General features: G+C 73.1%; 11 protein-coding genes. 2 read left to right on the forward strand and 9 right to left on the reverse strand.

The genetic code is table 11. The features are described 5' to 3' along the window. Window positions 1-60: 60 nt before the first annotated feature. Complete coding sequence (locus E6U81_RS19915; RefSeq protein ID WP_136231466.1) at window positions 61-1,689, reverse strand: amidohydrolase; 1,629 nt, start codon at window positions 1,687-1,689, stop codon at window positions 61-63. 59 nt (window positions 1,690-1,748) lie between these two features. After that, entirely contained in the window at window positions 1,749-2,189 is a 441-nt protein-coding gene (locus E6U81_RS19920; protein WP_030663734.1) for an Lrp/AsnC family transcriptional regulator, read from the reverse strand. Between the two features lie 216 nt (window positions 2,190-2,405). Between E6U81_RS19920 and E6U81_RS19925 the strand changes: the two genes are divergently transcribed. Further along, window positions 2,406-2,879, forward strand: coding sequence for a hypothetical protein (locus E6U81_RS19925; RefSeq protein WP_136231467.1), 474 nt, complete (start codon window positions 2,406-2,408; stop codon window positions 2,877-2,879). Between the two features lie 38 nt (window positions 2,880-2,917). Here the strand turns inward: E6U81_RS19925 and E6U81_RS19930 are convergent, their stop codons facing one another. Then, a complete protein-coding gene (locus tag E6U81_RS19930; protein WP_136231468.1) occupies window positions 2,918-4,009 on the reverse strand; it encodes a phosphotransferase family protein in 1,092 nt (363 codons plus the stop codon). A gap of 45 nt (window positions 4,010-4,054) precedes the next feature. Next, entirely contained in the window at window positions 4,055-5,188 is a 1,134-nt protein-coding gene (locus E6U81_RS19935; protein ID WP_136231469.1) for a hypothetical protein, read from the reverse strand. Window positions 5,189-7,398: 2,210 nt separating this feature from the next. Here E6U81_RS19935 and E6U81_RS19945 point away from each other — a divergent pair. Further along, window positions 7,399-7,605: a hypothetical protein gene (locus E6U81_RS19945; protein ID WP_240803916.1), complete on the forward strand. Its 207-nt coding sequence runs from the start codon at window positions 7,399-7,401 to the stop codon at window positions 7,603-7,605. 21 nt (window positions 7,606-7,626) lie between these two features. Here E6U81_RS19945 and E6U81_RS19950 read toward each other — a convergent pair whose 3' ends face one another. The 5 genes from E6U81_RS19950 to E6U81_RS19970 form a co-directional block, all read right to left on the reverse strand. Then, window positions 7,627-8,799 carry an acyl-CoA dehydrogenase family protein gene (locus E6U81_RS19950; RefSeq protein ID WP_136231471.1) on the reverse strand — a complete coding sequence of 391 codons (1,173 nt, stop codon included), beginning with the start codon at window positions 8,797-8,799 and terminating at the stop codon, window positions 7,627-7,629. 146 nt (window positions 8,800-8,945) lie between these two features. Beyond that, window positions 8,946-9,635, reverse strand: a complete 690-nt coding sequence (locus E6U81_RS19955) for a TetR/AcrR family transcriptional regulator (RefSeq protein WP_136231472.1) — start codon at window positions 9,633-9,635, stop codon at window positions 8,946-8,948. 75 nt (window positions 9,636-9,710) lie between these two features. Then, complete coding sequence (locus E6U81_RS19960; protein ID WP_136231473.1) at window positions 9,711-9,863, reverse strand: SCO1431 family membrane protein; 153 nt, start codon at window positions 9,861-9,863, stop codon at window positions 9,711-9,713. A 147-nt stretch (window positions 9,864-10,010) separates the two neighbouring features. After that, window positions 10,011-10,442, reverse strand: coding sequence for an SPW repeat protein (locus E6U81_RS19965; protein ID WP_136231474.1), 432 nt, complete (start codon window positions 10,440-10,442; stop codon window positions 10,011-10,013). Window positions 10,443-10,610: 168 nt separating this feature from the next. Then, a complete protein-coding gene (locus E6U81_RS19970) occupies window positions 10,611-11,978 on the reverse strand; it encodes a peptidase C39 family protein (protein WP_136231475.1) in 1,368 nt (455 codons plus the stop codon). Window positions 11,979-12,019 lie beyond the last annotated feature (41 nt).

Genomic DNA, 12,019 nt, shown 5'->3' on the forward strand with positions numbered 1-12,019 from the left:
GGTGGACCCGGCCGAACCTATCCGGGTCCGGCCGCCCGTACCGAACCGAGGCCGACCGGATCACCCCTGTGGGCGTACGAATACCTCCCGCCCGCCGACGACGGTGGCGAGGCACACCGGCAGTTCGGATCCGGGGGTCAGATCGGGCAGTCCGGGGGTGCCCGAGCGGGGGTCGGTGGACCAGCGGGCCACCCGGTCGTCCGGGGCCTGGACGATCAGTTCGCCCGTCTGCCAGACCGCGTAGTCGGCCGGGGCGCCGGGGACGAGGATCCCCGCGTCGTCGCGGCCCAGGGCCCGCCAGCCGCCCCGGGTGTGGGCGGTGAAGGCGGCCCGAACCGAGACCCGGTGCTCGGGCGTCCGGTGGAAGGCGGCCGCACGGACGGTGCCCCACGGGTCGAGCGGCGTCACCGGCGCGTCCGAACCGAAGGCCAGCGGCACCCCGGCCTTCAGCATGGCCGCGTACGGGTTGAGGGTGCGGGCGCGGTCGGCGCCGAGCCGGTCGGCGTACATCCCGTCCCCGCCGCCCCACGCCGCGTCGAAGGCGGGCTGCACCGAGGCGGTGAGCCCCAGCTCCGCGAAGGCGGCGATGGTGACCGGGGTCATCATCTCGGCGTGCTCGACGCGGTGCCGGGCCGCACGGATCCGGGCCGTGCCCACCTTCTCGGCGGCCGCGCGGACACCCTCGACCACCGCGGTGATCGCCGCGTCGCCGATGGCGTGGAAGCCGGCCTGGAGGCCCTCCTCGGTGCAGGCCGCCACGTGCTCGGCGACCGCCACCGCGTCCAGGTACTCCGTACCGGCGTGCGAGGCGTCGGCGTACGGGGCGTGCAGGCAGGCGGTGTGCGAACCGAGGGCGCCGTCCACGAAGAGGTCGCCGGCGGCCCCGACGGCCCCCAGCTCCCTGGCCAGGTCCAGGTCCCGGTCGGCCCAGTACCCGAACACGCGCGGACCGGGCCGCTCCGCCGCCAGGGCCAGCAGGCCCGTGAAGTCCTCGGCGGAGGAGATGTCGGGCCCGCCGCACTCGTGCAGCGAACCGATGCCGAGGGAGGCCGCCCGGTCCAGCGCGGCCCGCTGCGCCTCGGCGCGCTGGGCCGGGGTGACCGCGGCGAGCGCCGCCCGCCGTACGGAGTGGTGGTCGTCGGCGGTCAGCGGCAGGTCCCCTTCGGGACGCACCCCCGGGACGAGGTCGAGCAGGGCCGTGGTGACCACGGCCGAGTGCACGTCGATGCGGCTGAGGTAGAGGGGGCGGCCCCCGGCGGCCTCGTCGAGCTCACTGCGGCGCGGCGCGCGCCGCTCGGGCCAGCGGGCGGCGTCCCAGCCGTGCCCGAGCAGCACCCGGTCGGCGGGCCGGCTCGCCGCGTACGCGCGTACGAGGTCCAGCGCGGCGGCCAGCGAGCGCGCTCCGGTGAGGTCCAGCCCGGTCAGGGCCAGGCCCGCGGAGGTCGTGTGGACGTGCGCGTCGGTGAAGGCGGGGGTCACGAGCGCCCCGCCGAGATCGACGACCTCGTCGACACCCTGCGCGAAGGCGTCGGCCGCGCCTTCGGAACCGACCCAGGCGATGTGGCCGCGCTCGACGACCATCGCCGTGGCGAAGGGGTCGGCGGGGCTGTGTACTTCGCCCCCGCGGAGGAGGACGGTCCTGGTCGGTGCTCCGACGGCGTCGGCGGAGTGGGCGGTGCGGTCAGTCATGCCGACCAGTGTCCCGCGTCGTCCCGCCCCTCCCGACCGCCGGGTACCCCCTTCGGCGGTTACACGCGGGGCGGGCGCGCCTCGTAGGGAGTGGAGAGGACCACGGTCGTCCGGGTCGCGACGTGGGCGAGGGCGCGCAGCCGGCCCAGGAGGTCCTCCAGCTCCAGGGGAGTGGCGACACGCACCTTGAGGATGTAGTTCTCGTCGCCGGCGACGCTGTGGCAGGCCTCGATCTCGGGGACGCCGGACAGCCGGTCGGCGATGTCGTCCGGGGCACTCGGATCGAAGGGCTTGACCGAGATGAAAGCGGTCAGCGGCAGGCCGACGGCCTCCGGGTCGACCACGGCCGCGTAGCCGCGGATCACCCCGCGCTGCTCCAGTCGGCGTACCCGCTGATGGACTGCCGACGTGGACAGTCCCGTGGCCTTGCCCAGATCCGTGTAGCTCATCCGCCCGTCCCGCACGAGCAGATCCACGATCTGGCGGTCCAGCTCCTCCATTGCGCTCATAGCCGCTCAACTTACGGCCAAAGGCACTCCAGGCCCAGTGCTGTCCGCCCACTGGAGGCATCTGCGCCGGGCATGTGACCAAGGCCACAGGGGTATGCAGGTGGAGGCTGGTCTGTTGTGGTTACTCGTGACGCTCGACGGGAAGTGGTTGCTGTGGCCGAGGCCGCAGAACCTGCCCGCCCGGCCCACCCAAGGGGGAGTACATCCATGCTGAATACCAAGCGCGCCGGTCGCACCGAGCCGGAGCCCCTCGAACCGCTCGACTCCGGGGACGACGCGTACCCCGAGGACGGCGAGTACCTCGACGACGTCGAGGGGTTCGAGATCCATCACGCGATCTGCCCCGACTGCGGCCAGTCGATCGCCCTCGTCGCCGACGAGGAGTACCTGCCGCAGCACGCGCTCTGCCTCACCCCGTGGAACCCCTTCGGGCTCACCGTGTGCGCCGGCACCGGTCGGCCCGCCGCCGACGCCCTCCCCACCGTCGGCATGAACCAGTCGGCCGAGGCCGCGCCGGAGCTCGACTCCTTCGCCCCATCGGCCCTGCCCCAGGGCCTGGACTGGCGGACGCAGCCGTTCTCGCACGTCGGAGGCCCGGGCTCGCGCCCGGTCCGCGTCGTGCGCCCGGTCCTGTCGCAGCCGCAGGCGCAGACGCGCCAGCAGCACGCACAGGCGGCCTGAGGGCCGCCCGTCCGCCACCTCTGCTCCCCTCTGTTCCCCTACCAGTACGTTCCCTGCACCATGGCGGCCAGGCTGGCGTGGTGCAGGATCAGGCCGTCCGGGTCCGCCGGGACCTCGACCTCGCCGAAGTGGGCCTGCCGGTAGGCGATGCGCAGCATCACGATCGCGTGCCGCAGGGCCGCGTAGAGGGTGTGGAACTCCATGTCCCGCGGTGTGTGGCCGGTCAGTTCGGCGTAGCGGCGCTCCAGGTCCTCGCGGCGCAGGAAGTCCGGCAGGCCGGGCTGGCCGAAGCTCACGGTGAGGTCCTGGAAAAAGCGGTGCAGGTACACGCTCCAGCCGAGGTCCACCTCGCGCGGGGCGTACCCCGCCATCTCCCAGTCCAGGACCGCCACCGGTGTGAAACCGTCGTAGACGACGTTGCCGATGCGGGCGTCGCCCCAGTTCAGCACGGCGGGCCCCTCGTCGGCCGGCCACAGCTCCTCGAGCCGGGCGAAGGCCCGCTCGATCAGCGGGGAGGGCGCCAGTCCGCTCACCACCCAGGCGTAATAGGCCCGTTGGGCGTCGACGTGTCGGCGCAGCGGGCTCCCCTCGCCCTCGGGCAGGAGGAACTCGGCCTCCTTGGCGGGGAACTGGTCGTGCAGCCGGGCCAGGAGCGAGATGCTCGCCTCCTGGAGCGCGCCGCGTTCGGCGTCGGTCGCCGCGTGCAGCCAGTTGCCCTCGTAGGTGTAGGGCATGACGTCGGGCGGGACCCGGCCCTCGGCGCGGGCCATGACGAAGAACGGCGCCCCCAGCGGCCCGGGATCCTCCTCCAGCCACTGCACGCGCGGGACGGGCAGGTCCGTGTGCTCGGCGACCAGGCCCATCACACGGTGCTGGCGCGGCATGTCGTACGTCGGGAAGACGGTGTAGGCCGCCGGGTCGGCGGCGAGCCGCAGCGCGCAGGCGCGCAGCGGGGTGTCGGGATGCTCGATGTCGAAGAGCAGGGTCTCGCTGGACATCCCGTTCGAACCGGGGACGGAGACGTTGGTGACCTTCGCCCCGGGAAGCCGGCCGTCGAGCCAGGCGCCGAGGCGGCGGCCGAGCTCCTCGGGCTCTCGGGTGGAGGTGCGCGGACGTGGTGCGGTTGCCATGGGTAGCCCTTCTCGCGCTCGGACGTGAACCTGGACCCGCGGGATCTACGGGGCGACGGAGGAGTAGTCGGCGAAGCCGCTCGGGTCGTGGCGCCCGAAGCTGCCGTGCTCGAAGATGCCGTGCCCGGTCTGTCCGTCGAGCGTGAAGCGGGCCGAGTGGTCGGTGACCCCGAAGGCCGCCATGGGGTGGGCGCCGGGGTGGGAGAGGTCGTAGACGCGGCGGTCGCTCCAGCCGCGGCCCTGCCAGGTGCCGTGCTGCCAGTCGCCGGCGGGCGGGTAGCCGGCGCCGACGGCGAGCGGGGAGGAGTTCAGTATCTCCACGCCCAGCTCCAGGGGCTTGCGGGACGGGTCGGTGAGGTGGATGACGGCGCTCTCGGGGTGCCGGCTGCCGGGGCGGTAGCGGATCTCGGTGTGCGGCCAGCCGAGTTGGACGTCCGCGCGGCCGGTGCCCTCGGGGAAGACCTGCAGGGCCTCGTTCAAGGTGCGGTGGCCGTCGGCGTCCTCCTGCGCGATGACCATGACGAAGCGGTCCGCGAAGCGGACCGGGATCCAGAGCCAGTGGAAGCCCTCGGGGCGGTGCTCCTCGGCCGCCCGGCCGCCCTCCTCGCCGGGGATCGGCCGCACGCCCCAGCTCCGGTCCCGGGTGCCGGTCCACTCCCCCGCCGTGAGGGTGAACTCCTCGCCCTTGGCGCGGACGGTGCCGGTGACGCTGCCCGCCTGGACGAAGCGGCGGCCCTCCAGCATGAGCCGGTCGCCGCGCCGCTGGATGTGGTGCGGCTCCCAGACCGCGGGGAATTCGGCGGTCCAGGTGATGTCGTACGAGAGCCCGTGCGGGTCGTCGGCATCGGGAGCGCAGCGCAGCGTGAGCTGCTTGAGGGGCACGTCGACGGTGATGGACAGGGGCCCCACCGAGAGGTTCATCCGGTCGTCGGTGAGGGCGTCGGAGGCCCGGACCGCCAGGAGCTCGTCGCCGATGCGGAGGGTGGCGTAGGCGTCGATGACCCCGGCGTTGGGGTAGACGCCGAGGCCGAGGATCAGGACGGCGCGGCCGGCGTGGTCGAAGACGTGGAAGATGCACCGGTCGTAGGCGTTCCGGTCGCCGCTCACAAGGTGCTTCATCGACAGGGGAGCCTGGTGGATGGGGTACTCGTCGAGGGCGACGGGCCGGTCTGCGGGCATGACGGACCTCCGGGGCGGGGGCGGGTGACGTCGGGGAGCGGCGCGGGCGAATGGATATGACGGTACGTCAGAAATACGCCCCGGGACCAGACTTCTGACACGCTCTGACAGCAGGGCACGAAGTGGCGAGGGGCGGGGCGAGCGGGCCCGGCGGGACCGGGGGCCGAGGGCCGAGGGCCGAGGCGAGCGGGGCTCCGGGGGGCAGAGGCGAGCGGGGCTCCGGCGGGGCGGGGGCGGGGGGCGCGGGGCGGGACGCGAGGAGCGGGAACCGCGCGGGGCAGGGACGGAAGGCGCGGGGCGGGACGCGAGGAGCGGGAACCGCGCGGGGCAGGGACGGAAGGTGCGGGGCGGGACGCGAGGAGCGGGAACCGCGCGGGGCAGGGACGGAAGGCGCGGGAGCGGCGGGGAGAGTGGGGTCTATGTGAGGCGGGGGTGGGAGGCGCGGCGTCGGTGCGGGGGCGGGGTGTGAGTGGGGCGGCATCAGAGTTGTGCTGGGGGTTTCCCGTCCGTCCTATCGTCTTCCGTGTCGGGCCGGTCCCTCAAGGGCGCTCCTTTGTCGCGTCGCTTCGCGATGTCGCTGCGCTCCACCCTTGACCGCCCGTCCCGCCCCGGAAAATCGAGGACAGCCGGGAAGCCCCCAGAAGAACGGGCCGGGGGAGAGATAGAGGGACGGGCACATCAGCAAGGGGCGGGGCGGTCGGGGGCGCGCCTCAGATCGCTACACGGCCCTGCCGGACGGCGTCCGCAGGCCCCTTGGGCTGGACATAAGCCGCCATCGATCGCTACACGCGTCTCCGAGACGGCGCCTGCAGGCCTCTTGGGCTGGACATAGGCCGCCAGCGATGGCGAGGCGCTTCTCCGAGACGGCGTCCGCCCCCCGTTCGGGGCTGAGAGGGCGGATTCGAGGGACGGGAGGGCCGATGGATCGGCCCAGCCGATGCCAACCCCCATCAGAGCCGGGATAACACTCCAACCCCACTTCCAAACGAGGGCAATTGGGGCAATCTGACGGCCGTGTGAGGCGCGCACCCTCCCAGACCTGGATGGGCATCGCCTCAGCCGTCATCTGGCGCCTTTCCTCCCCCGGACCGCCCGCAGACGCCGTCCAAGTTGGGCGCATCAGAGCGCCTCCGGCCTATGACCAGCACCAGACGGTCTGCAGTCGCGTGATCGAGAAGCGCCTCGCCATCGCTGGCGGCCTGTGCCCAGCCACAGAGGCTCGCAGACGCCGTCCGACAGGACCGTGTAGCGATCTGAGGCGCACCGGGCTCCGCCCGCGCATCGCTGATGTGCCCGTCCCTCTATCTCTCCCCCGGCCCGTTCTTCTGGGGGCTTCCCGGCTGTCCTCGATTTTCCGGGGCGGGACGGGCGGTCAAGGGTGGCCGAAGGCCATCGCGAAGCGACGCGACAAAGGAGCGCCCTTGAGGGACCGGCACGAACCGGAAGACGATAGGACGGACGGGAAACCCCCAGCACAACCCTGATGCCGCCCCACCGAAACACCGCTCCCCCACACCACCCCGCGTGCTACCGATCCCGGCCACGCAGACCCCGCCGTCGCACACCGCCCCGCGCCTACCGCCCCCGCCCCGCCGAGACCCCGAGGCCCGAGGCCCGAGGCCCGCGGCCCGCGGCCCGCGGCCGCAACGGCCGCCCCGGAGCATCCCGCTCGCAACGCTGCTGCCCGGCGCTCGTCTGCCGCCCCGCCATGATCAGTTGGACGGGGCCCGCGGGGCGGTACGCCGTCGTTGCTTCGGCGTCCACGTGCCCCTTCATGCCGCGAAGCCCCAGGGCCACGACCTCTGCGGCACCTCCGGCCGGCCACAGAACCGGACAGTGTCCACCTCGGTACGGGCCAGCGGCATATTCTCCGCCGCCCTCCGCCGGTCAAGCCCCGAGTCCTGGGAACGTGACCCCGCATTCGCGGTCCGGCTACGACAGCCCTGCGCAGCCCGACCCCGGAGCACCGGCCGGCGACGGCTCTGGTGGTGTGACCGTCAAGTGAGTCGCGGGACCCGGTCCGCCCCTGCCTCGCCGCTGCCCCGCCGCACCCCGGCGGGGCAGCGGCCCTGCGCGACTCGGTGTCGTTGGGGCTCCGGGGACACGTCGAACGGATGGGCGTACGCCGGGGGCGATTACCCGCGGCTTCCGTCCCGCGTTGGCCGTGCATGAGCACGCTTCAGTCTTCAACGGGCCGAAGGCGCCGTCCGATGTCGTCAGGTTTCGAAGAATCGGTTCAGCGCCCGCTTCCGCGTGAACCGCTGCGCGAGCAGCAGGCGCCCGATCCGCCGATCTACCGCGACCTGCTGGCCCGGTGGGCCGACGCCGGCCGCACCCTGCCCGGCCGGCGGGACCCGGAGTGGTCCCGGCTCACGTCGTCCCCGGTCTGGCCCTCGACCAGCAGCGGGCTGTACTGACCCGTCCGGCGAGGGAGCGCGTCAGCGCGTCTCGGGCCCTGCCAGGTGGCGGGCGATGACCATGCGCTGGATCTGGTTGGTGCCCTCCACGATCTGGAGCACCTTCGCCTCGCGCATCAGGCGCTCGACGGGGAAGTCCGCGGTGTAGCCGTAGCCGCCGAGGACCTGGACCGCGTCCGTGGTGACGGCCATCGCCGCGTCCGTACAGAACAGCTTGGCCATGGCCGCCTGCCGGGAGAACGGCTTGCCGGCGTCCCGCAGCCGCGCCGCCGCGAGGTACAGCGCCCGGCCGGCCTCGATCTTGGTGGCCATGTCGGCCAGCATGAACCGCAGCCCCTGGAAGTCCGCGATGGGGTGACCGAACTGCTTGCGGTCCAGCGCGTACACGAGCGCCTCGTCCAGCGCCGCCTGGGCGACCCCGATGGCGCAGGCGGCGATGCCGAGCCGTCCCGCGTCGAGCGCGGCGAGGGCGATGGAGAAGCCCTGCCCCTCCTCGCCGATGCGGCGGGAGTCCGGTACGCGTACGCCGTCGAAGTGCAGCTGGGCGGTGGGCGAGCCCTTCATGCCCATCTTCTTCTCGGGTACGGCCGCGGTCAGGCCGGCGGCGTCGCCGGGGACCAGGAAGGCGGTGATGCCCTTGGGGCCCTCGACGCCGGTGCGGGCGAGGACGGTATAGAAGTCGGCGACCCCGCCGTGGGTGATCCAGGCCTTGGTGCCGGTGATGATCCAGTCGTCGCCGTCGCGGACCGCCTTGGTGGTGAGCGAGGCGGCGTCGGAGCCGGCGGCCGGCTCCGAGAGGCAGTAGGCGCCCAGGAGGCCGCCTCCGAGCATCGCGGGCAGGTGGGCGGCCTGCTGCTCCTTGGTGCCGTAGCCGCCGAGGCCGTGGCAGGCGAGGGAGTGCACGCTGACGCCGAGGCCGACAGTCAGGCGGGCCGCCGCGAGCTCTTCCAGGACCTGGAGGTAGACCTCGTAGGGCTGCTCGCCGCCGCCGTACTCGCCGGGGTACGGGAGGCCGAGCAGCCCGGCCTCGGAGAGCAGCGTGAAGACCTCTCGGGGGAACCGTCCGGAGTCCTCCTCCTCGGCGGCCCGGGGACGGATCTCGCGCTGGGCGATCTCGCGTACGAGGGCGAGGAGGTCGCGGGACTCCTCGGTGGGCAGCTGTCGGTCCACCGGCTGCGGGGCGCGGTCGGTCATGGCGGCGCTCTCCTCCATCTCGGGCACGGCGGCGACGCGCGAGGTGTGGGACGCGCCGCCGGGTCTCGGGCTCTGTGCAGCCGATGCTGCCCTCCCGGGTCACGGAAGAGGCTGTTCAGCGGCTGCGGCGGCTTGAGTATGCCCGATCAGGGGCTTCCCGTCACCGGGGCAAGATCACCAGCAGTTTCGAACGGCTCTCCGGTAGCGGGAGGTGCCGGACACTCCGGGGCGAACTCCTCGATCACCGCCAATGTCGCGCGCAGCTGGCGTACCAGCAGGGCTCCGAGCCGGGCGCGTCCGGGCTGGTCCGGGGCGCTCAGCCCGCCGATCCATTCCAGGGTGGTCCCTTCGACCGCGGAGAGCCAGCCCACGAGGGCGAGGCGGGCGATGGGCGGGAGGGAGCGGTGTCCGTAGGCGCCTTCGGCGATGGTGGCGACCAGTTCCTCGCGGACGGCGTCGCGGATGGCGAGCACCTCGGCGTCGGAGCCGACGCCGCCGGTGACGATGGTGCGGTAGGCGGCGCGGTGGTGCTCGGCGTAGTGGAGGTAGCCGTCGACGGTGCGGCGGACCCGTTCCGCGTTCGGGAGGTCGGTGTCGCCGCCGGCACGGGCGACGAGGTCGGCCACGGAGTCCTCGACGATGGCGAGGTAGTAGCCGCGCTTGCTCTTGAAGTAGTAGTAGATCAGGCCCTTGGCGACGCCCGCCTGCTTGGCGATGTCGTCCATGCAGAGCGCGTCGTAGGAGGTGTCGGCGAACAACTTGCGCCCGATGGCCAGGAGTTCGGATCTCCGTACGTGTGAACGCCCGGTCGCTCGACGCTGTTGACTATTGTTCAATTCCGGCCCCAGCCTCGGACTGCCACAGGATGGCCGAAGTATGGCAGCGAGTACGGGGCTCGCGTCGGGGAGGTGTCAGAACCAGCCGACCTGGGTGACGAACATGGCCACGACGACCACGAGGGTCCAGCCGAGGACGTGCTCCATCCAGTTGGAGTCCTCCTTGGGGCCCCCGGTGCGGGCGAGGTTCCGGGCGGATGCGGTCGGGGCGGCGGTGTCTGCGGTCATGGTGTCCAATGTGCCAGCGTTCGCGGCTTTCGCGGTAGAGACGAGGGTCACTGGTGGCGCACGTCACGCGACCGGGCCCCGGCCGCACCGCCGGCGGGCGGAGCGGTCGGGGCCCGGCGGCCGGTTCACCCGGCGTCGGTTTCCGTGTCAGACCCTGGTGTCGCGGGTGCGGCCGGCCATGGCCGCCATCGCGAGGCCGAGGCAGAGGGCGACGGCTCCGGTGATCACATTGCTGACCACCGCGCGCGTCGCGTCCATCTCACCGGCGATGGCCCACGGGGCGATGATCGTCCAGGCGCCCAGGACGACCGCCGTCCACGCCATCGCGTGGGTGCGCTCGTAGGCGGATCCCAGGCCGCCCATGCACAGGCAGTACGCGAGGCCGACGATCAGGTTGTTGATCGTCAGCGGGAGCAGGATGCCGAATCCCGCGATCCACGGCGAGGCGGCCAGGTACAGGCCCGTTATCAGGGCCAGCGCCTCGACGGCCTGCGCGCGGGGAGTGGTGGTCACCCGCTCGAACCGAGTGCGCATCTCGGCGAGGTCGGGGTGGTGCTCGATGCTGGGATGGGTGGTCATGGCGGGCCGCCTCCTATGAGAAGCCTTTATGTGCCATTTACCCCATAATGTTCCGCTTACCGGGCTGCCTGGTCAACGGCCAATTTCGACGATCTCCGCGATGCCTCAGAACCCCGTGATCCCCGCGGTCCCCGCGATCCCCGTCATGCCCGCCGTTGCCCCGCTCCCTCACAGCACGCCCACCGCCCGCAGGGCCGCGATCTGCGCCGGGGACGGCAGGGCGGGGGCGTAGAGGTAGCAGACCCCTCCGCTCCCGGAGGCGGTCTTGCCGCCCGTGGCGGTGCGCTTGGTGCGCAGCCAGACGTTCTCCCACTCGGCGCGCCGGTAGACCCGGCGTACGGACGGGTTGTCGTGGGCGTGGGGGTCGTTGACGACCACGTCACCGGCGGCGGTGAAGCCGACGACGGTCATCAGGTGGCCGGACGTGCCGTAGCCGGCGCCCGTGAGCTCGTCCGCGCGGAAGGACGTGGAGGTGATGACGGGGATGCCGGCGCTCACTACGCTCTCCAGGTCGGTCAGGGAGCCGAGGCGGGTGACGACCCCGGCGAGGCCGCTGTAGGTGGCGGCGTAGGCGGCGTTGAAGGACCAGTTCCCGCAGCCCTTGTAGGCGGCGTCGTAGGTGGAGCGGGCGGCGTGGCAGACCTGGGGGTCCGAGTACGCGGGGTTCACCCAGGCCAGGGCGGCGGGCTCGGCCCTGCGGCCGAAGTACTCGATGACCATCTGGGAGGAGGTGGGGCTGCACCAGGCCTCGCCGCCGTTGTCGTACTCGGGGTAGCGCCCGGCGTGGGTCTGCTGGGAGTAGCGCGGGACCTTCAGCTCGTGGGCGGTGCCGGAGGGGCGGGAGGCCGGGACGGTGAACCGGTCGGGGACGTCGGAGACCATGGCGCCCGCCAGCCAGACCGTCGGGCCCTCGGCGGCGCCCGGCCGGCGGTGGAGGGTCAGGCGCAGCCGCCAGCCGGCGATGCGCAGGCCTCCGGCCGCGGCGGGTGCGTCGACGGCCAGGGTGTCGGTCCAGACGGTGGACCGGCCGTCGGTCTGGCCGTCCACCGAGGTGCGCCGGATGTCCGTGTCGCCGGAGGCCCACCGGCCCATCACGTACCAGGGGGCGGTGGTGCCGTCGGTGTACGTGGCGCGCAGCTCGACCTGGATCCACGTGCCGGCCGGGGTGCGGGCGTTCCAGGAGGCGACGGCCTCGGTGGCGGGCACCGTGGAGCGGTGCAGCGGGGAGGTCCAGGTGGCGTACTCCCAGGTGCTCTTGCGCCCGGTGTGCGGGTCGGCGTACTCGGTACGGCCGACGGCCGTCCGGATCTGCAGGCCGGGGCGGGCCCCGGCGACGGCCCCGGTGCCCCGGTGGGTGCCGGCCCGCCAGTGGCCGTAGGAGAACCAGAAGCGGTTGTCGACGCTGCGGCCCTGGGCACGCGGTGCGGGGGCGGCGGCGGCCGGGGTGCCGCCGCCCGGGACGACGGCGGCGGTGGCCGCGGTGACGACCGCGAGTGCGGCGACGAGTACGGCCCTGCGTGGCGTGGGTGCGGTCATCGCGTGTTCCCCCGGGGTGGGTCGGCGCTTCGGTGGTGTCA

The sequence above is a fragment of the Streptomyces sp. A0592 genome (genome assembly GCF_004795115.1).
Taxonomy (GTDB): domain Bacteria; phylum Actinomycetota; class Actinomycetes; order Streptomycetales; family Streptomycetaceae; genus Streptomyces; species Streptomyces erythrochromogenes.